This is a genomic window from Caldimonas taiwanensis NBRC 104434, from assembly GCF_001592165.1.
In the GTDB taxonomy this organism is placed as follows: domain Bacteria; phylum Pseudomonadota; class Gammaproteobacteria; order Burkholderiales; family Burkholderiaceae_C; genus Caldimonas; species Caldimonas manganoxidans.
On the sequence record NZ_BCWK01000012.1, the window covers coordinates 48,942 to 70,577 of the forward strand.

Genomic DNA, 21,636 nt, shown 5'->3' on the forward strand with positions numbered 1-21,636 from the left:
GATGGGGGCCCAGCGCCTGCCTGTGCCGGGAATCGGAGTCGGTGTCTTGGGCCCACGCACTCCGTGGGCTGGCGGCTAGCAGCACCGCCCAGGAGCCAGCGGCGCTTCGTCGCAACAGGCGGTGGGCGCGCACGGGGGGCAACCGGCAGGCGAGCGTCGGGTCAGCGCGGTGTCGGTGGCGCCGGAGGCTGGCCGGTGCGGGCCATCCAGGCGATCAAGGCCGAGCGCATCGCTTCTTCCACCGTCATCGCGATCGGCGTGATCCAGGCCCGTGGCACGAACACGGTGTAGCCGCCGATCATGTAGCCCATGGGCAGATAGACGGCCACCCGGTCGTCTTTGCTGACGCCTTCGGGCAGACCGTCCAGGCTGTTGCGCGTGATCAAGCCAATGATTTCGAGCCCACCGCCTGGAAAACGCAGCACCACCACCTGCTGGGCGGCTTGGTTGTGCTGGGGCGCAAAGTAGTCGGCAAAGCTCTTGAGCGAGCTGTAGATGCTTTTGACCACCGGCAGGTTGGTGAACGGGAACTCGATCAACGAGGCCAGGCTGCGCACCGCCGGCAGCGAAATCACGAGGCCCAGGGCGCCGATGACCACCACGGCCAGCAGCAGCCCCAGACCGGGGATGTAGGTGTCACCGAACAGCGGAGATACCAGCCAACGGGCCATGCTGTCCGTCCAGGCCAGGAAGACATAGAGCACATAGATGGTCAGGGCCAGGGGCAAGATGGCCAGCAGACCCCGCACGAAGTACTGGGTCCAACGCTTGATCAAGGGGTTCATCACGCAATGAAGGGCACAACCACGACTTGCGCAGAATAGCAGCGAGCGTTGGCAGCTGCTGGAGGCGCCCCAAAGACGACGCCCGCGGGCCGAGGCCGCGGGCGTCGTGCGCGAAGGCCGGTGGGGACTTACTTGCCGCCGCGCAGCTTGGTCAGCGCGGCCTGGGTCTCGGCCCACAGGTCGCGGCCGACTTGCTCGGCGATGCTGGCGTGCACGGCCGTCAGCTTTTCACGCATGCGGTTGGCTTCGGCCGGCGACAACTCATTGACCTGCATGCCCTTGGCCTTGAGCTCGGCCAAGGCACGGGCGGCTTCCTCGCGGGTGTCCTTGCGCTCGAAGTCACGGCTCTTGATGGCCGCCTCTTGCAGCACCTTGCGCTCGGCCGGGCTGAGCGTGTCCCACCATTTCTTGCTCACCAGCACGATCCAGGGGCTGTAGACATGGTTGGTGATGGTCAGGTACTTCTGCACCTCATAGAACTTGCTGGACAGGATGGTGTTGTACGGGTTCTCCTGACCATCGACCGCACGGGTTTCCAGCGCGGTGAACAGTTCCGAGAAGGGCAGCGGAATGGCGTTGGCCCCCAGGCTCTTGAAGCTGTCGAGGAAGACGTTGTTTTGCATCACGCGCAGCTTGATGCCTTGCAGGTCCTCCAGCTTGGTGACCGGCTGCTTGTTGTTGGTGAGGTTGCGAAAACCGTTTTCCCAGTACACCAAGCCGACCAAGCCCTTTTCCTGCAGCTTGTCCATCACTTTTTTGCCCACCGGGCCATCGAGCACGGCATCGGCCTCGGCGCTGTTGTTGAACAGGAAGGGCGTGTCCCAGATGGCCATTTCCTTCGTGATGCCCACCAGGGTGGCGGTGGAGCCCACCATCATTTCCTGCGCGCCCCCGATGAGCGCTTGCTGCATCTGCACGTCCGAGCCCAAGGCGGCCGCTCCGATGGCGCGCACGCGCATCTTGCCGCCGGAGAGCTTTTCCACCTCTTGGGCAAAGAGCTTGACTGCCCGACCCTGGTTCGATTCTTCATTGAGGCCGTAGCCGAAGCGGATCATGCGTGGCTTGATGTCCTGCGCCCAAGCCTGGCCGGCGGCCAGCAGGGCCACACCCAGGGCGGCGATGGCGAGTTTCAGTTTCATGCGAAGTCTCCTTCTTCAGTGGCAAAGGGCGGGAAAGGCAACCTGAGTTGCCAGCGGAACACACTCATCCGCCGAGCCAGCGCAGCGGCGCCAGCACGATCGGAGGAAACAGGATCATCAACAGCAGCAGGGCCACATACACCGCCAGGAAGGGCAGCACGCCGCGCACGACGGGCTCCATGCGCAACCGGCCCACACCAGCCACCACGTTGAGCACCGTGCCCACCGGAGGCGTCAGCAGGCCCAGCCCGCCGATGAAGATGAAGATGAAGCCGAAGTACACCGGGTCCAGGCCGGCACGGGCGGCCAAGGGCGCCAACACCGGGCCCAGGATCAGGATCGTGGGCGTCAGATCCATCACCATGCCCACGGCCAGCAGGAAGACGGCCACCACCAACATGAACAGGATGCGGTGCTCCAGCAGCGGGCCGAAGCTGCGGGCCAACTCGCCGGGCAGGTCCGCCAATGTGATCATGTAGGACGCTGCGGTGGCCGCGCCGCACAGGAACATCACCACGCCGGTGGTTTTGGCGGCCGAGACGAACACCTGGTACAACGCAGCCGGGCGCAACTCGCGGTAGACCACGGTGGCCACCAGCAGCGCGTAGACGGCGGCCACCACCGCGGCTTCGGTGGGCGTGAACAGCCCAAAACGCAAGCCGCCGATGATGATGACCGGCAGCATCAAGGCCCACACGCTGCCGGCCAGGGCATGCCAGCGCTGGCTCCACGACGCTTTCTCGGCCACCGGCAGCGCGGTGCGGCCGGCGATGCGCCGCCACACCAGCACCAGGGCCGCGGCCATCAACACGCCTGGCACGATGCCAGCCAGGAAGAGCTTGCTGATGGAGGTATTGGTGGTCACGCCGTAGATCACCATGGGCATCGACGGCGGGATGATCGGCGCGATGATGCCGCCCGAGGCGATCAAGCCGGCGCTGGACCCATCGGGGTAATGCTGTTTGCGCATCATCGGCAACAGCAGGGTGGCCAGTGCGGCGGTGTCGGCGATGGCCGAGCCGCTCATCGAGGCCAACATCAGCGCGGCGGCAATGGCCACATAGCCCAGGCCACCTTGGATATGGCCCACGAAGACGCGCGCCAGCTCGATGATGCGCCGGCTCAGTCCCCCGGCATTCATCAGCTCGCCAGCCAGAATGAAGAAGGGCACGGCCAGCAGCGGGAAGCTGTCGAAGCCGGCTTGCACGTTCTGTGCGAGCAGCTGCGCATCGAAGAAGTCCAGCTGCACCATCAGCGCCAGGGCGGTGAGCATCAGCGCAAACGCGATGGGCACGCCCACCGTCATGGCGGCAAACAGCACGCAAAGAAACAGAGCGATCGTCATGGGGCGGCTTGGGTTCTCAGTCCAGATGCGAGGCGCCTGAGCTGGCGGGCTCGCCACGGCGCAGCGCGGCCAGGGATTCGGCCAGCAACAACACGGCCATGGCCACGCCCATCACCAGCGTGCCGGCGGCCCCCAGGGCCAGCGGGTAGTTCATCACCGGGCTGCGCGAGTCCATCCCCGCCAGGACTTGCTGCCACGAACCCGTGATGAGGTAGTACAGCGCCACTGCGATGAGCGCGCGGGTCAGCCAGCGGCACACGGCCGCGCTGCGCCCGCGCAAGCGGCTGGTCACCATGTCAAAGCCCAGGTGCTTGCCTTCGGCCATGGCCAGCACCGCGCCGATGCACACCAGCCAGACGAACAGCAAGCGCGACAGCTCCTCCGAGATCGCCAGCCCGGTGTCGAAGGCATAGCGCAGCACCACATTGACGAAGACGGCCAGCACCATGCCGGCCAAGCTCAGGGCCATGGCAGCTTCGGCCAAGCGGCGCAGTAGCAGCGCGGCCCGTGGGGGCGGTGGCAACTCCGGGGTGGGGACGGCAGGCTTCATGCGGCAGTCTCCGAGGGTTGATGCAACCAAGCGAGCACTTGTTCGCGCAAGCGCTCCAAGGGCAAGGTGGCGTCCAGACGCAGCACGCCCGGCTCTCCCACCGGGGATTCCAGCGTGGCGAACTGGCTGGCCACCAGGCTGGGCGAGAAAAAATGCCCCGCACGGGCGGCCACGCGCTGCCGGGCGGTGGGCTCGTCCAGTTCGAGATAGGCGAAATGCACACCGGGCCGGGCGGCACGCAGCCGATCCCGGTAGCGCTGTCTGAGCGCCGAACACGTCAGCACCACGCCATCGGGCCGCTCGGCCAGCAACTGCCCCAGCCGCGTCAGCCATCCTTGGCGGTCGGCATCGGTCAAGGCAATGCCAGCTTTCATCTTGGCCACGCTTTCGGGCGAGTGGTAATCGTCGCCTTCCAGCAAAGGCCAATTCAAAGCCTCGGCGCAGGCGCGGCCCAGGCTGGATTTGCCGCAGCCGGCCACACCCATCACCACCAGGGCGGTGGCCGTCGGGGCCGAAGGCGGATTGGTAGCGCTGTCCAACAAAGATCGATGCATCGGATCGGCAGGCTGTGCGGCCAAATCACGTAGGAGAAGGCCAGGGGAGGGTGAATGACGGGATCGAGGGGTTGTGCAGGGTGCTTGGTAGCGCTATCCTAGACCAAGTTTTCATCGCGTTACCTAGGGTTAACCCTTGGATTCCTCCTCCCGCAAACGCCGCTCCAGCGGTCGTGTCACCTTGCAAGACGTGGCCCGCGAGGCGCAGGTCAGCCCGATCACCGCCTCCAGGGCTCTGCGTGGCGAGCGGGGGGTCGCCCCGGAATTGGTGCAGCGGGTACGCGCCGCCGTCGATCGCCTGGGCTATGTGCCCGATCCGGCGGCGCGGGCCTTGGCCTCGCAGCGTGGCACGCAGGTGCCGGTGCTGGTGCCCATGCTGTCCAATGCCCTGTTCGTCGATGTGCTGGAGGCGGTGCATCGGGTGCTGTTTCCTGCCGGATACCAGCCGATGATCGGCGTGACCCACTACGACGCGCAGGAGGAGGAGCAATTGCTGCGCAGCTACCTGGCGCATCGGCCTGCCGGCCTGTTGGTCACCGGCTTCGATCGCACCGAGGCGGCTCGGCGCTTGATCGCCGCCAGCGGCGTGCCTTGTGTGCACTTGATGGAAACCACCGAGGCGCCAGGCGTGTATTGCGTGGGCTTCTCACAGACCGAGGCCGGGGCGGATCTGACGCGCCACTTGTTGTCGCGCGGCCATCGGCGCATCGCGTTCATCGCCGCCCAGCTCGACCCGCGCACGATGCAGCGCGCCGAGGGCTATCGCCGTGCTTTGCGGCAGGCGCAATGCTACGACCCTTCGCTGGAGCTGCTCAGTCCGCAACGGTCGTCCATCGCCCTGGGGGCGCAGCTGTTGGAGCAGTTGCTGCGCCTGCGGCCGGACACGCAGGCGGTGTTCTTCAACAATGACGACTTGGCCCAAGGCGGCTTGTTGGCGGCACAGCGCCTGGGGCTGAAGGTGCCGCAACAGCTAGCCGTGGCCGGCTTCAACGATCTGGCCGGTAGCGATCAAATGCTGCCGCCATTGACCACCGTGCGCACGCCGCGCTGCGAGGTGGGCACCGAAGGCGCGCGCATGTTGTTGCAGCTCATGGGCGGCCAGCGGCCTGCCCAGCCGTGTGTCCGTCTGGGCTATGAGGTGGTGGTGCGGCAAAGTACTTGAGTCTTCGCTCGGTTTTCAAGGACACTACACGGTTTGTCACTTCTATGCGGTACGACGCGTCGGCCCAAGGGGAGGTGCGGCGCGTGCCGCGCCGCCGATTGCGGTTCGATGTCCGAAACCGAAAAGACCGATTCCGCACCTCCATCGCCCGGGGAGCTGGACGATGTGTTGGCGCGGGCCCGTCGCGCGTTGGAAACCGGCCAGCCGGATCGCGCCCGCTCGTTGGCGCAACGGGCGCTGGCCGGTGCGCAAGCCTGTCTGCATCGGCCCAGCGAGGCGCGCGCGTTGGCCTGCCTGGCGTATTGCGACTGGCTCACGTCCCGCTTCCGGCGCGCGCAGGCCAGCAGCCGGCGTGCCGCGCAGTTGTTCCAACTGCTGGGCGACACCCCGGGGGAGGTGGATGCGCTGGTCACGCTCGCTGGGGCGGCCAGCTGTCTGGGGCACCATGAAGAAGCGGTCGAGGCGGCGCTGTTGGCCGTGCGTCTGATGGACCCCATGCCGTCTTCGGCGTCGGCCGTGCTGGCTCACCACGCCTTGGCCCAGGCGTATGCCTGGAGCCGCAGTTTCGAGGCCGCGGCCGAAGCCTTCGATCGGGCCGAACAGGTGGCTGCGCAGTGCGACCCTCCGGAACCCACGCTGCAGATCCTGCTGCAACGGGCGCATGCAGAGGCACTGCGTCTGGTCGGCGAGCGTTTCTTCAAAGGCGAATTGCCCGATCGTGCGTGTTTCGAAGCCCTGCTGGCGCGTTGCGTGCAGCTGGCTCACGTGACCGGGGCCGAGGGCATTCAGCCCGGGCTGCTGAGCATGCACCGTGCGCTGCTGGCCACACTGGGCGGGCTTGCGGCATGTTGGCGAGGGGAGGCCACGCTGGCGCAGCGAGAGTTGTCCGAAGCCCGGCGGTGGTCGCGCGAGCCGTCGGCCAGCGCCTGGCTGCAGGCCCTGGAGCTGTGGGTGGAATGCGAATGGGCTTGGGACCGCGGCCGATTGGGGCCAGCCGTGCAGTGCGCCGCGCTGATGGTGGATGCGGCCATCCGGGTGGAGCACGAGGAACTGGCTTGCGTGGGGCAGTTGCTGCTGGCGCAGTTGCACGAATGCCAAGGCGACGAACGCGGGGCGTTGGAAGACCTCAAGCTGCTGCGACGGCGCGAAGAGCTCATCCGCGCCGAGAGCCTGGAGAGCCGCGCACGCGTGGTGAGGTGGCAACTCGAGCTGCGCGAGCGCGAGCAGACCTTGCAGCAGCTCGAAGCATCGTCCGAGCAGCTCGAGCGGCTCTCGCTCGAAGATGCGCTCACCGGCATTGCCAACCGGCGGCATTTCGAATGGCGCACGGCCGAGCGCCTGCGCAGCCGGGCCTTGGCAGGCCGGCCGTTGTCGATTGCGCTGATCGATGTGAATGACTTCAAGCAGGTCAACGACCGGCACTCGCACCGCGTGGGTGATCAGGTGTTGTGCACCATTGCGCGCATCTTGTGCAGCCATGTGCGCGAGAACGATTTGCCGGCGCGTTTGGCCGGCGACGAGTTCGTCGTCGCTTTTTGGGACTCGGACGAGCGTGTGGCTCGCCAGGCCTGTGAGCGCATCGAGGCCGCCGTGGTCGATCACGATTGGGACAGCCTCTCGCCTGGCCTGCGTGTGAGCATCAGCGTGGGCGTGGCCCAGGCCCGCCCAGGCGATACCATCGCCCAGCTCGTGCACCGCGCTGACGAGGCCATGTACGGCGCCAAGGCCGCACGCCGGCGCCTCTGAGCCACGGCAGCGGCCACCGAGCACCTTGCGCGTGGCCCGGCGGCGCACTCCCGCAGGCCGCCCCGATGCGCGGCCGCAGCCAAGACTCGGGAAAACGCGCAGTCGATACCGGCTCAATTTTCGAACGATCGTTCGATAATTTGGCTCCCGTGTGAGACTTCGAACGACGGAGAGCCCGCCTTGAGCCTCGTTGCCTACCCGCATCTTCTTCAGCCCCTGGATCTGGGCTTTACCACGTTGCGCAACCGCGTGCTGATGGGTTCCATGCACACGGGCCTGGAAGATGGCCGGCGGCTGGACAAGCTGGCCGCCTATTTCGCCGAGCGGGCGCGTGGCGAGGTCGGGCTGATCGTCACCGGTGGCTTTGCGCCCAATATCGAAGGCTGGGCCAAGCCCTTCGCCGGCCGCCTGGCCACCCACGGGGCGGCCAGGCGACATCGGGTGGTCACTCAGACCGTGCATGCCGAAGGCGGCAAGATCGCGCTGCAGATCCTGCACACCGGCCGCTACGCCTACCACCCTCTGGCGGTGGCGCCCTCGCCGCTGAAGTCGCCCATTTCGCCTTTCACGCCGCGCGAGCTCAGTGCGCGCGGCATCGAACGCCAGATCCGTGCCTTCGTGCGCTGCACCGTGCTAGCCCGCGAGGCGGGCTATGACGGCGTGGAAATCATGGGCAGCGAGGGCTACTTCATCAATCAGTTCCTCGCCGCTGCCACCAACCATCGTGATGATGAATGGGGCGGCTCCTACGAGAACCGCATGCGCCTGGCGGTGGAGATCGTGCAGCGCTGCCGCGAGGCCGTGGGGCCAGACTTCATCCTGATCTACCGGTTGTCGATGCTGGACCTGGTGCCCGGTGGCAGCACCTGGGACGAGGTGGTGCGCTTGGCCCAGGCGGTCGAACGCGCAGGCGCCACCCTCATCAACACCGGCATCGGTTGGCACGAGGCCCGCATTCCGACCATTGCCACCAGCGTGCCGCGTGGTGCATTTGCCTGGGTGACGAAGAAGCTGCGCGGCGCGGTGAAGGTGCCGTTGGTGGCCACCAACCGCATCAACACACCGGAAGTCGCCGAGCAGATCCTGGCCGAGGGCTGCGCCGACATGGTGTCGATGGCGCGGCCGCTGCTGGCCGATCCCGAGTTCGTGAAAAAAGCGCGCGAAGGCCGCGCCGACGAGATCAACACCTGTATCGCCTGCAACCAGGCTTGTTTGGATCATGTCTTCGTCAACAAGCTGAGCTCCTGCTTGGTGAACCCGCGCGCCTGCCGTGAGACCGAGCTCGTGATCCGCGCAGCATCCGTGCGCAAGCGCGTGGCGGTCGTGGGGGCCGGCCCGGCCGGCTTGTCGGCGGCCACCACGTTGGCCGAGCGGGGGCATGAGGTGGACTTGTTCGAGGCGGCCGGCGAAATCGGCGGCCAGCTCAACATGGCCAAGGTCGTGCCGGGCAAAGAGGAGTTTCACGAGATGCTGCGCTACTTCCGTCGCCGCCTCGAACTCACCGGCGTGCGCCTGCACTTGAACACGGCGGTGCAGGCCGATGCGTTGGTGCAGGCCGGCTATGACGAGGTGGTGCTGGCCACCGGGGTACGCCCGCGCGATCCGCGCATCCCGGGGCAGGACCATCCCAAGGTGCTCAGCTACATCGACGTGCTGCGCCATCGTGCTGCGGTGGGTCGGCGCGTGGCCATCGTCGGTGCCGGTGGCATTGGCTTCGACGTGGCCGAGTTCTTGGTGCATGACGGCCATTCGCCCACGCTGCATCTGCAGGAATGGCTGGCCGAATGGGGTGTGGGCGACCCGGCACAGGCGCGCGGCGGGGTCGAGGGGGTCTCGCCTCGTGTGTCACCGCCGGCCCGCCAAGTGACGCTGTTGCAGCGCCGCAGCGGCAAGCTGGGCGAACGCCTGGGCAAGACCACGGGCTGGATCCACCGCACCACGCTCAAGCACAAGGGCGTGCGCATGATGGGGGGCGTCCATTACGAACGCATCGACGACCGCGGTCTGCTCATCAGCCATGGTCCCGCGCGCGAAAACCCGACCTGGCTGGAGGTGGATCACATCGTGCTGTGTGCGGGTCAAGAGCCGTTGCGCGATCTGGCCGAGCCCTTGCGCAATGCCGGGGTCCGCGTGCATTTGATCGGTGGGGCGGACGAAGCGGCCGAGCTCGATGCCAAACGCGCCATCGACCAAGGCACCCGCTTGGCGGCGAGCTTGTGACCGGTGGGCCGGGCCATCGAGGGCGTGCTCACCCGGGGCGGGCAGGTCGCGGCGGGCCGGCCTGCGCGCTGGGGCCGGCGTGGCCATGGGCGGATGAGGGCAAACCCGAGCCCCGGAACGTGGGGGGCGGGAGCGGGGCGATGAACGCTGGCGCGGGGCACGCCCCTAGACTCCTTCGCAGGTGGAAGCGCAGTCCTGGAGAAGCCGCCATGCTGCACCTTCGCGCGGTGCCGTTTCGATGGAAGGTGGCTGCTTTGCCCGCGTTCGGCAGCATCGGCGTGACCCTGGTGGTGGCTTGGGCCCAGGTTCATCTGACCAGCGAGCGCATCGTGCAGGAGGCCGGGCGGGAAGTGGCCAGCGTGGCGATGGCCGTGGCCGAACGGCTCTCGCGAGAGATGGCCGCGCGGGGGGCGGAGGTGCAGCTGCTGGCCTCCATCCGTGCGCAGCAACCTGACAGTGCACCCAATGAGGTGCGCCATCAGCTCGAATTGCTCCAGCATCATGTGCCCAGCTACGCGTGGATCGGCTGGCTCGATGCGGAAGGCCGCGTGCTGGCGGCCACCGGCGGGTTGCTCGAAGGCAGCCTGTTGGCGCATCGGCCCGTGTTCATGCAAGGGCGCCAGGGGCTGTGGTTTGGGGATGTGCATCCGGCGGTGGTGTTGCAGCGGCTGCTCCAGCCCCACGGGGGCGAGACCTTGAGATTCGTCGATGTGGCCACGCCGGTGCACGATGCGCAGCGGCGTCTGCGCGGTGTCCTGGCGGCGCACCTGGGGTGGCGCTGGGCGCAAGAGGTGGCCGTCGATGTCTTGCGTCCCTATGAAAACCGGCATCGGCTGGAGGTGCTCATCGTCGATGCACAGGGGCAGGTGATCCTCGGGCCGCAAGCCATGCGCCAGCGGCCCGTGCCCGTCGATCCACGCGTCTTGCCAGCACCGGGATCACCCTATCGCTTGCTGCGCTAGGACGATGGCACCGAAGCGATGACGGCCGTGGCCAACAGCGGCCCACAGGGGGTATTCCCTGGCCTGGGCTGGCGTGTGGTGGTGCGCCAGCCCATCGATGTGGCCCTGGGGCAAGCGCGTCAGGCCGGCCAGCAGATCGTCGCCTGGGGCGCGGGGGTGGGGCTGGCCTTTCTGGCGCTGGGGCTGTGGCTGGCGCGCCGGGTGTCGCAACCGGTGCATCAGCTGCTGCGCAGCACAGGGGGCTTGCAGCATGCCGGCTCCGGGGCTGGCATGGGCGCGGATCGGCGTCAGGTGGATGTGCGCTGGGTCGCCGAGTTGATGCAGCGCATGGACCGAGATTTGGCGGTGCGCGAGCACGAAGTGCGTCGGCTGCGCCACGAGGCCACGCATGATCCGCTCACCGGCTTGCCCAACCGGGCCTATCTGGCGGCCTTGCTCGACCAGGCGACCGCGGCCGTGCAAGAAACGCGCGAGCTGGTGGTGTTGTGCATGGATCTCGACGACTTCAAGGGCGTGAACGACCGCCATGGTCATGAGGTCGGTGATGCCGTGTTGTGTGAGGTGGCCCGGCGGCTGCGCAGCCTGCTGCGCGAGCAAGACGTGCCGGTACGACTGGGCGGTGACGAATTCCTCGTGCTGGCGCAGGCCGCGCCGGGCGACGGACCGCGCTTGGCCGACACCATGGCCGCGCGCATCGTGCGGGCGCTGGGCGAGCCGGCACGTGTGGGCGCGCTCACCATTGCCCTGGGCGGCAGCGTCGGAGCCGTGGTGTGGCGCAGCGACGCGCAAATCTCATTGCAGACGGCCTGGACGCGCGCCGACCAGGCGCTGTATCGGGCCAAATCCGAAGGCAAGTCCCGCTGGTGTCGCTTGCCGCTGGAGCCGCAGATGCCCGCATCTTGAGGCATTTGTTTATAACCTGAGGTGATCCTTAGAATATGTGAAGTAATTGCTTCTTGTTGCCGAATCAAGGACGCCCATGCCCGCTGTCATCGGCCACCGCAATCTGCCTGACGCGCTGCTGCGCGCGCGTGAATCGGTGATGCGGTATTTCCGTCCCAACCTCAAGGTGGCCGGTGTGACCGAGCAGCAGTGGCGGGTGATCCGCGTGCTGTCCGACCGGGGTGATCTGGAAGTGGGGCAGATCGCGGCAGCTGCCTGCATCCCTGGGCCCAGCCTCACCGGCGTGCTCGAACGCATGGAACGCGATGACTGGGTGCGGCGCTATCGCATCTCGACCGATCAACGCAAGGTGATCGTCGAGCTCACGCCCAAGGCCCGCCGTTTGGTGCAGCGCATGCTCAGTCGCATCGATGAACGCTACCGGGTCATCGAGGCTCAACTGGGGGCGCAGACGCTCGACACCTTGCATGCCCTGCTCGAGCGCGTGGCCGCTTTGCCCGACCCGGCGGCCCCTGCGCCGGTGAAGCTGCCGGTGCGGCGCCGGCCGAAAGCCAAGGCCACTGACGGACCGGCGGTGGCCGATGCCGCCTGAGCCCACGCCTCAGCGGCCGAAACGGCCGGCATGCAAATCTTGCACGGCCTGGATGATCTGCGCCTGGCTGTTCATCACGAAGGGGCCGTATTGCACGATGGGCTCGCGCAACGGCTTGCCCGCCAGCAGCAGGGCGCGGCTGTCGGTGCTGGCGTGCAAGACCACGCCATCGCCTTCGTTGTGCAGGATGGCCATGCGGCCGGCATTCACCTCGGTGCCGCCGAGCTTCACTTGGCCACGGTAGACGTAGACGAAGGCATTGTGCTCGGGGGGCAGCGGCTGAGCCAGGTGCGCTCCGGCGGCCAGGTGCACGTCCAGGTACAGCGGCGCCGTGGCTGGGCGCTGCACCGCACCGGCCACGCCATGGCTGCGTCCGGCGATCACGCGCACACGCACGCCCTCGGCCTGGAACTCAGGGATGTCTTGGCTGCGGATGTCCCGATACCACGGTTCGCACATCTTGTCGCGAGCCGGCAGGTTCAGCCACAGCTGGAAACCCTCCATGCGGCCTTCCTCTTGCTCGGGCAATTCGGAGTGGATCACGCCGCGGCCGGCGGTCATCCATTGCACGTCGCCCGGACCGAGCAGGCCCTCGTGGCCGGCGCTGTCGCGATGGCGCATCCGACCGGCGATCATGTAGGTGACCGTCTCAAAGCCGCGATGCGGGTGGTCTGGAAACCCCCCGATGTAATCCTCGGGACGGTCGGTGCCGAAGGCATCGAGCATCAGGAAGGGGTCGAGTCGATGCTGCAGATCTGAGGTCAGCACACGGGTGAGCTTCACGCCGGCGCCATCGGAGGTGGCCACGCCGGCCACCAGCCGCTCCACGCGGCGGGGCTGCTCAACCCTTTCCAAAGGGGAGGTCGCAAGGATGGCGGTCATGGCGGGTTCCTTTCGCGATGAACGGACGGGGCTTCAGGCCAGCGCGGCCTCGATGTCTGCTTGCGCTTGCGCCAAGGCCCGTTGCTCGGCCTCGGCGCCCAGCGCCAGCCCCTCGGCGTAGATGAACTCCACATCGGTCATGCCCAGGAAGCCCAGCACGGTCTTCAAGTAGGGCACTTGGCTGTCCGACGGCTGGTTGCGGTAAATGCCACCGCGGGTGAGCACGACATACACCTTTTTGCCCTTGAGCAGCCCCTCCGGGCCATGCTCGGTGTACCGGAAGGTCACCTTGGCGCGGGAGATCGCGTCGATCCAATTCTTCAGCTGCACGGGCACACCAAAGTTGTACATCGGCACCCCTAGCACCACCACGTCGGCGGCTTGCACTTCGGCGATCAGCGCATCGTCCAGGGCCACCCGGGCGGCTTGCTCGGGGCTGCGCTGCTCGGCTGGGGTGAACAGGGCGGTCAGGGCTGCCTCATCCAACACCGGGTGCGGCGCGCGGGCCAAATCGCGCACGGTCACGCGTGTCTCGGGGTGGCGCTGGCGCAGCCGTTCGACCAGCAGGCTCGCCAGCCGGGACGAATGCGAGCCCTCGGTGCGGGCGCTCGAATTCATTTGCAGGATGTTCATCGTGATGCTCCTTGCGATGCGTCAGTGGTTTCCATGCCTCAGACTTTATCTGTTCCAAAATCAACATAGAAGATCAAATTCTGGATAACATAGAACCGTCAATGGAACAATCATCCGTCCATGAAACTTCAGGCCGATGACTTGCTGTTGTTTGCCCGGGTGGTCGACGCCGGCAGCTTCAGTCGGGCGGCCGAGCGCACCGGCCTGCCCAAGTCCACCGTGTCGCGCCGGGTGGCCGCGCTGGAGGCGCAACTGGGTGAGCGGCTGCTGCTGCGCACCACACGCAAGCTCAGCCTGACCGATTTCGGCCACCAGGTGCTGGCCCATGCGCGGCAGGTGGCCGATGAGGTGGACGCCGCGGCGCTGCTGGCTCAGCATCGCCAGGTCGAGCCCAGCGGCCGGCTGCGGGTGTCCATGCCGGGGGACTTTGCCAATCTGGTCCTCAGCCGGGTGCTGGCCGACTTCATCGCACGCTACCCGGCCCTCACGCTGGAGGTGGACATCACCCCGCGGCGGGTGGACCTCATCGGCGAGAACTTCGATCTGGCCATCCGCATGGGCGAGCTGTCGGACGATGCCTCGCTGGCCGCACGCCGTCTGGCCGTGCTGTCGGTGGGTCTGTATGCCTCGCCGGCTTACATCGCGCGCCGCGGCCGGCCCGAGGAGCCCGAGGCCCTGATGGAGCACGATGCCTTGCACCTGCTCAGCCGCCATGGCGAGCCGGCGCCGTGGGTGCTGAGCCGCGGGCCGATGCGTTGGGAAGGCATTCCGCCCGGGCGGGCCGCGATCAACTCCCCTGAGCTGTTGATGCGTTTGGCCCGCGCCGGGGTGGGAATCGCCCCCTTGCCCGATGCGTTTGCCGAGCCGTATGTCCACAGTGGGGAGCTGCAACCCCTGTTGGCCGACTGGCGCCTGCCGGCCGCCGTGGCCTGGGCGGTGTTTCCGGGGCGGCGCTTGATGCCGGCGCGCACGCGCGCGCTGCTCGACGCACTGGAGCGCGAATTCAGCAGCGAGACCTGTCAGGCCGAGCACCATCGCATCGAGGCCGGCTTGGCACCATGGCGCGGCCGCGGGCCCGCGGCCGGTTGAGCGCGGCGACTCACTCGGCCCACGTGTCGGCGTGGACCGGCTTGGCCGATGACGAGCGTGCGCGCAGATTGAGCCACACCGAGGCCGCTCCGCTGCCGGCGATCAGGCCCATGCCGGCGACGGCCCAGGCATCGGGCGCTTGCGAGAAAAGCACCCAGCCCCACAGCGTGGCGAACGCGATCTGTGCATAGGTGAAAGGCATCAACACCGCCGCCGGTGCGCGTCCGAGCCCGTAAATGAAGGCCAAGTGACCGAAGGTGCCCATCAAGGCCACCACGGCCAGCACTCCCCATTGCGCCGGGCCGATCCGCTCCAGCGCCTGCGCCGCCTCGCCCCATTGCATCGGCAAGGCGAGGCTCAGCACCGCGGCGCCCACCGCACCGGTGTAAAAATGCGTGGTCATGGGCGATTCCGAGGCCGACATGCGGCTGGTCAGGAGCTGGAAGAACGCATGGCTCCATGCCAGCATCAGCGGCAGCAGCGCCGCGGCGCCGAACAGTCCGCTGCCTGGGCGAATCACCAACAAGGCCCCCGAGAACGCCACCACGACCAAGGCCCAACGCAGCGCCGAGACCCTCTCGCGTAACACCCAAGGGGCCAGCAGCGTCACGAAGATCGGCGAAAGCATCACCACGGCGGTGAACTCGGCCAGCGGCATCACGCGCAGCGCATAAAACGCCAGCACACTGGTGAGGAGCAGCAACATGCCGCGCAGGACTTGAAAGCGCCAGTTCTGCACGCGAAAGCGGCGCGCCCCGCCGCGCAGCATCAGCCAGCCGCCCATCAGCACCGCTTGCACCGCATAGCGGAACCACACCACCACCAGCATCGGCAGCACGAGGCTCAGATGCTTCACCCCGCTGTCCAGCGTCGCGAAACAGGCCACGGCCAGCACGGTCAAGCCAATGCCGGACAGCACCCGGGAGGGCGTTGCCATGGGAGGGCTGCAGCTCACGCGGGCCAGTGGATGCGATCGGCCAGCGCTTCCCACACCGGACGCAGGGTGCCGCTCAGGTAGGGCAGGGCTCCCAGGTCGGTGTGGCTTTCGCCAGGGCTGTGGAAGTCCGAACCGCGTGAGGCGTATAGTCCAAACTCCTGCGCCAAATCGGCGTACTTCGATGCGTCTTGCGCCGTATGGCTGCCGGTGACGACCTCCACGCCGAGCCCGCCATGCTCGCGGAATTCACTGAACAATGCGTACTCCTCGTTCGGCGTAAATTTGTAGCGCCCGGGATGGGCGATGATGGCCATGCCGCCGGCTTGGCGGATCCAGCCCACCGCCTCGCCCAAGGAGGCCCAGCGATGCGGCACATAGCCGGGCTTGCCCTCGGTGAGGAACTTACGGAACACCTCCGAGGTGTCGCGGCACACACCGATGTCCACCAGAAAACGCGCAAAATGCGTGCGCGAGATCAGGTCCGGGTTGCCCACGTATTTCAGCGCGCCTTCGTAGGCCCCAGGGATGCCCGCACGCGCCAAGCCTTCGGCCATCTCCAGCGCGCGGGTTTGCCGGCCGCTGCGGGTGCGGGCCAAGCCCGCCACCAGGCCGGGGTCGTCCGGGTCGAAGCCCAGGCCCACGATGTGCACGGTTTCACCCGCGAAGGTCACGGAAATCTCGGTGCCCGTGAGGTAAGGCAGCCCCAGCTTCAAGGCCGCCGCCCGGGCCCGCCGTTGCCCGCCCACTTCATCGTGGTCGGTCAAGGCCCACAGCTGCACCCCGTTGGCACGGGCGCGTGCGGCCAAGTCTTCGGGGCTGAGCGTGCCGTCGGAGACATTGGAATGGCAATGAAGATCGGCGTTGAGCACGCCGCTGGGCGAGAGGTTCACTTCAGCATTCTAGGCCGGCGGCCACTGTCGCGTTGGCTTCAGGGTATCAGCGCTCCAGCCGCAGGATTTATCCGTCGTTGTTGTCCGTCAGGATGTAAAGCCATCCATCGGGCCCTTGGCGCACGTCGCGGATGCGTTCGCGCAGCTGGGTCAGCAGGCGTTCCTCACGCACCACGCGGGTGCCGTCGAGTTCGAGGCGGATGAGGGCCTGTTCGCGCAAGGTGCCGATGAACAGGTGGCCCTTCCATTGCGGGTAGCGATCGCCAGTGTAGAACACCATGCCGCTGGGGGCCACGGAGCGGGGCTCCCACACGCGCAGCGGGTCTTCCATGCCGGCCTTGCTCGTGCCTTCGCCAATCTTGAAGCCGGTGCCGTATTCACGGCCGTGCGTGACCACGGGCCAGCCGTAGTTGCGGCCAGCCAGGGTCAGGTTGAGCTCGTCACCGCCTTGGGGGCCATGTTCGTGGGTCCAGAGTTCGCCGGTGACCGGGTGCAGCGCGGCGCCTTGGACGTTGCGATGGCCATAGCTCCAGATCTCGGGGCGGGCGTTGTCGCGGCCGACGAAGGGGTTGTCCGCGGGCACGCGACCGTCGCGTTCGATGCGCACCACCTTGCCGATGTGGTTGGCCAGGTTCTGCGCCTGGTCACGCTGGCCGAAGCGGTCGCCCAGGGTGATGAACAGCCGTCCATCGCGTCCGAACACCAGACGTGAGCCGAAGTGGGCTGCGCTGTCGATCTTGGGCTGCTGGCGGAAGATCACCTGCACGTTGGTCAGCGCATGGCCTTCCAGTCGACCACGGGCCACGGCGGTGCCGTTGCCGCCCGGGCCAGGTTCGCTGTAGCTCAGGTACACCAGGCCGGTGGTGGCAAAGTCAGGGTCGAGGGCCACGTCGAGCAAGCCGCCTTGGCCACGGGCATCGACGGGCGGCACCCCGGCCACGGGGGGGCTGAGCGTGCCATCGGGCCAGACGATGCGCAGCCGGCCCGGTCGCTCGGTGACGAGCAGGCGCCCGTCGGGCAGGAAGGCCAAGCCCCAAGGGTGCTGCAGGCCGCGGGCGACACTGACCGGTTTGAGCGGCTGGGCCTGGGCCCCAAGCGCGGCCAGGCCAAGGACGGCAGCCAGAAGCAGGCGCAACAAGATCATGGGCGACTCAGGAAGGGGTGAATCGGCTCGGAGTCTGCCACCGAGCAAGGGTTCCCTGCGATCGTTGGGGGCTTCAGCGGTCGATGCGCAGGATATGGCCGTTGGTCTCGTCCAGGACGTACAGCCAGCCATCGGGGCCTTGCTTGACGTCGCGCATGCGCACATCGAGTGAGCGGAACAGTCGTTCCTCGCTGGTCACGGTGGGGCCGTTGAGCGTCAAGCGTCGCAAGCAGCGCTGGTCGGCCATCGTGCCGACGAACAAATTGCCGCGCCATTCGGGGAAACGGTCGCCGGTGTAGAAGCACATGCCCGAGGGGGCGCAGGAGATGGGGACCCAATACCACGCCGGCTCCACGAAGGACGGCGCGTGCGTGCCGCCACCGATGCGGCAGGCCTCGCCCGGCGTCTGGCCATACGGGCAGCCATAGCTCACGCGCGGCCAGCCGTAGTTGCCGCCGCGCAGCACGCGGTTGATCTCGTCCCCGCCCTGCGGGCCATGCTCGCTGATCCACAGCTCGCCGGTATCGGGGTGGATGGCGGCACCCTGCGGGTTGCGGTGACCGACGCTCCAGATCAGGCCGCTGAAGTTGTTGCCGGGATTGCCGCCGTCGGTGGTGATGCGCACGACCTTGCCGAGGTGGTTGTCGGTGGTTTGCGGGGCCTCGGTTTGGACCTGGCGGTCGCCCAGGGTGATGAACAGGTGGCCATCCCGTCCGAAGACCAAACGTGAGCCGAAATGGCCGTCGCCGTTGAAGCGGGGGGTTTGTCGGTAGATCACCGTCACGGCTTCGAGGTTTCTGAGGTCGGCGCTCAGGACGGCGCGGGCCACGGCCGTGCCGATCCCGGTGTAGGCGCCTCCCTGGTCGGGCTCGGCGTACGACAGATAAATTCGTCGGTTGGCCGTGAAGTTCGGGTCGATGACCACATCGAGCAGGCCGCCTTGGGTGTCGGCTCCGCTGTACACCCCCGGCACCCCCGAGAGCGGGGCCGACAGCGTGCCTTCGGTGTCGACATGGCGCAGCCGTCCGGGCTTTTCGGTCACGAGCGCGCTGCCGTCGGGCAGGAAGGCCAGCCCCCAGGGCTGCTGCAGCCCGGTGACCCAGCGTGTGAGGCGCGCTGGTGGTCCCGCTGGCGGCGAGGGCGCCGGCGCGGGCCAGGGGGATCCAGGGTCGCCGTGGCCTCCGCCACAGGCCGACACCGTGGCACAGGCCGCGGCATAACGAACCGCGTGGCACAAGAGCTCGCGCCGTCGAGCATCGGCGGGTTCAGAGGGCAATGGCCGGTCCGGCATGGTGCTGGGCTCCTCGACATGCGCAGCCTCACAGGCTACGACCTGCGCCGCGGCGCAGGTGTGACCAGTCGCAACAGCCCCCCCGAGTCGGGGGTCAGCCCTGGGCCTCCACCACCATCTGCACGCGTGGCTGGCCGTTGAATTCGTCCAAAGACAAGCGGTAGGCCAGGCGGCTACGCTCGGGCAGGGGGTCGCAGCGGCCAAACCAGATCGCGTCGCGAAGCTGGCCCGCATGCCGGACGGACAGCTTGAGGTGGCGTTCACCGACGATGCGCTGCGACACCACTTCGACCTCGTCGCAGAACAACGGCGCCTCGAAGGCCTGGCCCCAGACCTCTTGGTCCAGGATCTGCACCACCTCCGGGGCGAACCACTGTGGCTCCAAGGGGCCATCGGTGGCCACGGTGCGGGCGAGCAAGGTGTCGTCGAGCCATTCGCTGGCCACGGTGACAAACGCCTGGGCGAAGGTGACGAAATCGGCCTGCGCCACGGTGCAACCAGCGGCCATGGCATGGCCGCCGAACTTGCGCAGCACGCCGGGGTGGCGCTTGCTCACCAGGTCCAGCGCATCGCGCAGGTGGAAGCCCGGGATGGAGCGGCCCGAGCCCTTGAGCAGGCCGTCCTGACCGCGCGCGAAGACGAAGGTGGGCCGGTGCACGCGGTCTTTGAGGCGCGAGGCGACGATGCCCACCACGCCTTCGTGGAACTCGGGGTCGTACAGCGCAATGGCCGGTGGCGGCTCGCCTTGGGGCATCAGGCGTTCGAGCAAGGCCTCGGCTTGCTCGCGCATGCCGGCCTCCACGCCGCGGCGTTCGCGGTTGATGCCGTCGAGCTGCTGGGCCAATTCGGTGGCTCGGCCGGGATCGTCGGTGAGCAGACATTCGATGCCCAGCGTCATGTCTGCCAGGCGGCCCGCGGCGTTGATGCGCGGGCCCAGGGCGAAGCCGAAGTCGAAGGCGCCGGCACGCTCGGGGCGGCGTCCGGCGGCGGCAAACAGCGCGGCCACGCCGGGCTGCATGCGCCCGGCGCGAATGCGCTTGAGACCTTGCGCCACCAGGCGCCGGTTGTTGGCGTCGAGCTTGACCACGTCGGCCACGGTGCCCAGGGCCACGAGGTCCAGCAGGCTGTCCAGGCGTGGCTGAGCGGCGCGGTCGAAGGCGCCTCGGCGACGCAACTCGGCGCGCAGGGCCAGCAGCACGTAGAACATCACGCCCACGCCGGCCAGGTGCTTGCTCTCGAAGGGGCAGCCCGGCTGGTTGGGGTTGACGATCACGTCGGCCTCGGGCAGCACGACCTGGCCCTGGACTTGCGCGGGCAGGTGGTGGTCCGTCACCACCACGCGCAGCCCCCGCGCACGGGCATGGGCCACGCCCTCCAAGCTGGCGATGCCATTGTCCACGGTGACGAGCACGTCGGGGCGCTGGGCCAGGGCCAGCTCGACGATGGCCGGCGTCAGCCCATAGCCGTGCACGGCACGGTCCGGCACCACGTAGCCGAGCGTGTCGGGCCGCGCGCCCAACAGCTTCAGCCCGCGCAAGGCCACGGCGCAGGCGGTGGCGCCGTCGCAGTCGTAATCGGCCACCACGCAGATGCGTTGACCGGCCGTGAGGGCGTCGGCCAAGCAGGCCGCCGCTTCGGCGGTGCCTTTGAGCTGCTCGGGCGGGAGCAGGCGGGCCAGCGAGTCGTCGAGCTCGTCGGCGCTGCGGATGCCGCGGGCGGCGTACAGGCGGGCCAGCAGCGGGTGCACGCCGGCTTGTTCCAAGGCCCAGGCCGCGCGGGGCGGCACATCGCGGGTGATGATCCTCATGGCCGGGCTCACAAGGACAGCAGCACGTCCACCGGCGAGGGCGCCGCCCAGCGGGCCCGCAAGGCTTGCCACCAAGGGCGTGCGGCCTGGCCCCAGGTATGTGCATGGCGTTCGCCGCACAGGGTCAGCTGCACCGGATGCCCGGCGCGCACCTGCTCCCAGGCTTCACGCAGTGGGCCCGCATCCAGCGCCTGCCAGGCTTGCGCCCAGGCGGGCCAGTCGCCGTGGAGATGCGCCTCACGCAATCGTGCGTCCACGATCAACTCGGGCGTGGGCCGCGCGGGTTGGCGGGGGCCGCAGCCGCTGAGCCAAAAGCTGTTGATCGGCAGCAAGCCTTGGGCTTCGCGACGTTCGTTGAGCGGATGGGTGTAGAGCAGCATCTGAACTTCCTGTTGCAGTCGGCGCACCACGCGGGCCTGAGGGGAGTCGGGCATCCACAGGTCCACGTTGCGGCCGATCACGCGGTCCAGCGAGGCCGTGGGCAGTTCGGCCAGGCTCTCATGGGCCACATACCAGCGCAAGGGCGCACCATAGACCAGCACCCATCCCTCGGATTCGAACAGTTCGCGCACGGCTTCGAGCGCCTCGCGCGAGCCGGCTTCGTCCAGCTGCAACGACTCCGGCGGCAGCATGGTCACCTCGTCGGCGCCGGCGTGCCAATGGGCGGGGGTCAGCAAGCCCCAGCACAGGTCGTCGGTGGCGATGCCGTCGGCCGCTGCGGCGTGGGCGGCCCAGGGCAGAGCGCCGTCAGCGCCCGCATAGCCCCAGGCCAAGGCCAGGGCGCGCTCATGGGGCATGGACAGGCTGTACTCGTCGCCCTCGCTGCGCCAGACCGGCCCAAGGCGGGCCAACAGGCGGCCCAGATGGGGCAAGGACAGATCGCGAATCGCCGCGCGGGCCGCCTCGGTCAGCGCCGAGGCATAGGGAATCAGCACATGCATGGCCCGCCATTATCGGGGCGCAGTCCAGCTCGGGTAGCATCGGGCGCTTGCCCATGGGCGTCCC

The 21,636-nt window shown here is 67.9% G+C and carries 20 protein-coding genes; 7 read left to right on the forward strand and 13 right to left on the reverse strand.

Going from position 1 to position 21,636, the window contains the following annotated elements; translation table 11 throughout:
• Positions 1 to 161: 161 nt before the first annotated feature.
• From CTA01S_RS11400 to CTA01S_RS11420, 5 genes are all read right to left on the reverse strand, one after another.
• Positions 162 to 785 (reverse strand): DUF502 domain-containing protein, encoded by a 624-nt coding sequence (locus CTA01S_RS11400; RefSeq protein WP_019560992.1) that lies wholly within the window; start codon positions 783 to 785, stop codon positions 162 to 164.
• A 128-nt stretch (positions 786 to 913) separates the two neighbouring features.
• A complete protein-coding gene (locus CTA01S_RS11405; protein ID WP_019560993.1) occupies positions 914 to 1,924 on the reverse strand; it encodes a TRAP transporter substrate-binding protein in 1,011 nt (336 codons plus the stop codon).
• A 64-nt stretch (positions 1,925 to 1,988) separates the two neighbouring features.
• Positions 1,989 to 3,269: a TRAP transporter large permease gene (locus CTA01S_RS11410; protein WP_062195679.1), complete on the reverse strand. Its 1,281-nt coding sequence runs from the start codon at positions 3,267 to 3,269 to the stop codon at positions 1,989 to 1,991.
• 16 nt (positions 3,270 to 3,285) lie between these two features.
• Complete coding sequence (locus tag CTA01S_RS11415) at positions 3,286 to 3,819, reverse strand: TRAP transporter small permease (protein WP_019560995.1); 534 nt, start codon at positions 3,817 to 3,819, stop codon at positions 3,286 to 3,288.
• Positions 3,816 to 4,304, reverse strand: coding sequence for a gluconokinase (locus CTA01S_RS11420; protein WP_026330202.1), 489 nt, complete (start codon positions 4,302 to 4,304; stop codon positions 3,816 to 3,818). Before CTA01S_RS11420 ends, CTA01S_RS11415 begins: the two co-directional genes overlap by 4 nt.
• 205 nt (positions 4,305 to 4,509) lie before the next feature.
• Here CTA01S_RS11420 and gntR point away from each other — a divergent pair, with 205 nt between their 5' ends.
• The 6 genes from gntR to hpaR all read left to right on the forward strand — a co-directional run bounded on the left by gntR (position 4,510) and on the right by hpaR (position 11,958).
• Positions 4,510 to 5,535: an HTH-type transcriptional regulator GntR gene (gntR, locus tag CTA01S_RS11425; protein WP_026330203.1), complete on the forward strand. Its 1,026-nt coding sequence runs from the start codon at positions 4,510 to 4,512 to the stop codon at positions 5,533 to 5,535.
• Between the two features lie 108 nt (positions 5,536 to 5,643).
• The gene (locus tag CTA01S_RS11430; protein WP_062195681.1) at positions 5,644 to 7,281 is read left to right on the forward strand and encodes a GGDEF domain-containing protein; all 1,638 of its coding nucleotides are present in this window, start codon (positions 5,644 to 5,646) and stop codon (positions 7,279 to 7,281) included.
• Between the two features lie 180 nt (positions 7,282 to 7,461).
• Positions 7,462 to 9,501 carry an NADPH-dependent 2,4-dienoyl-CoA reductase gene (locus tag CTA01S_RS11435; RefSeq protein WP_019560999.1) on the forward strand — a complete coding sequence of 680 codons (2,040 nt, stop codon included), beginning with the start codon at positions 7,462 to 7,464 and terminating at the stop codon, positions 9,499 to 9,501.
• A 209-nt stretch (positions 9,502 to 9,710) separates the two neighbouring features.
• Positions 9,711 to 10,463 carry a cache domain-containing protein gene (locus CTA01S_RS11440; protein ID WP_062195683.1) on the forward strand — a complete coding sequence of 251 codons (753 nt, stop codon included), beginning with the start codon at positions 9,711 to 9,713 and terminating at the stop codon, positions 10,461 to 10,463.
• A gap of 18 nt (positions 10,464 to 10,481) precedes the next feature.
• Positions 10,482 to 11,366, forward strand: coding sequence for a GGDEF domain-containing protein (locus tag CTA01S_RS11445; protein WP_062195685.1), 885 nt, complete (start codon positions 10,482 to 10,484; stop codon positions 11,364 to 11,366).
• Between the two features lie 76 nt (positions 11,367 to 11,442).
• Complete coding sequence (hpaR, locus tag CTA01S_RS11450; protein ID WP_019561001.1) at positions 11,443 to 11,958, forward strand: homoprotocatechuate degradation operon regulator HpaR; 516 nt, start codon at positions 11,443 to 11,445, stop codon at positions 11,956 to 11,958.
• Positions 11,959 to 11,967: 9 nt separating this feature from the next.
• On the opposite strand, the gene CTA01S_RS11455 is transcribed toward hpaR, so the two are convergent.
• Both CTA01S_RS11455 and CTA01S_RS11460 read right to left on the reverse strand, forming a co-directional pair.
• Entirely contained in the window at positions 11,968 to 12,840 is an 873-nt protein-coding gene (locus CTA01S_RS11455) for a pirin family protein (RefSeq protein ID WP_019561002.1), read from the reverse strand.
• A 33-nt stretch (positions 12,841 to 12,873) separates the two neighbouring features.
• A complete protein-coding gene (locus CTA01S_RS11460; protein WP_062195687.1) occupies positions 12,874 to 13,473 on the reverse strand; it encodes an FMN-dependent NADH-azoreductase in 600 nt (199 codons plus the stop codon).
• Between the two features lie 120 nt (positions 13,474 to 13,593).
• Here CTA01S_RS11460 and CTA01S_RS11465 point away from each other — a divergent pair, with 120 nt between their 5' ends.
• Entirely contained in the window at positions 13,594 to 14,562 is a 969-nt protein-coding gene (locus tag CTA01S_RS11465; RefSeq protein ID WP_062195689.1) for a LysR family transcriptional regulator, read from the forward strand.
• A gap of 10 nt (positions 14,563 to 14,572) precedes the next feature.
• On the opposite strand, the gene CTA01S_RS11470 is transcribed toward CTA01S_RS11465, so the two are convergent.
• From CTA01S_RS11470 to CTA01S_RS11495, 6 genes are all read right to left on the reverse strand, one after another.
• Positions 14,573 to 15,499 (reverse strand): DMT family transporter, encoded by a 927-nt coding sequence (locus CTA01S_RS11470; protein WP_026330204.1) that lies wholly within the window; start codon positions 15,497 to 15,499, stop codon positions 14,573 to 14,575.
• A 14-nt stretch (positions 15,500 to 15,513) separates the two neighbouring features.
• Positions 15,514 to 16,389, reverse strand: a complete 876-nt coding sequence (locus CTA01S_RS11475; RefSeq protein WP_062195692.1) for a 3',5'-nucleoside bisphosphate phosphatase — start codon at positions 16,387 to 16,389, stop codon at positions 15,514 to 15,516.
• 67 nt (positions 16,390 to 16,456) lie between these two features.
• Positions 16,457 to 17,533 (reverse strand): PQQ-dependent sugar dehydrogenase, encoded by a 1,077-nt coding sequence (locus CTA01S_RS11480; protein ID WP_084362408.1) that lies wholly within the window; start codon positions 17,531 to 17,533, stop codon positions 16,457 to 16,459.
• 73 nt (positions 17,534 to 17,606) lie between these two features.
• Positions 17,607 to 18,824, reverse strand: a complete 1,218-nt coding sequence (locus CTA01S_RS11485; protein WP_019561009.1) for a PQQ-dependent sugar dehydrogenase — start codon at positions 18,822 to 18,824, stop codon at positions 17,607 to 17,609.
• Between the two features lie 94 nt (positions 18,825 to 18,918).
• Positions 18,919 to 20,631 carry a single-stranded-DNA-specific exonuclease RecJ gene (gene recJ / locus CTA01S_RS11490; RefSeq protein ID WP_062195697.1) on the reverse strand — a complete coding sequence of 571 codons (1,713 nt, stop codon included), beginning with the start codon at positions 20,629 to 20,631 and terminating at the stop codon, positions 18,919 to 18,921.
• Positions 20,632 to 20,639: 8 nt separating this feature from the next.
• Positions 20,640 to 21,572 (reverse strand): hypothetical protein, encoded by a 933-nt coding sequence (locus tag CTA01S_RS11495; RefSeq protein ID WP_062195699.1) that lies wholly within the window; start codon positions 21,570 to 21,572, stop codon positions 20,640 to 20,642.
• Positions 21,573 to 21,636 lie beyond the last annotated feature (64 nt).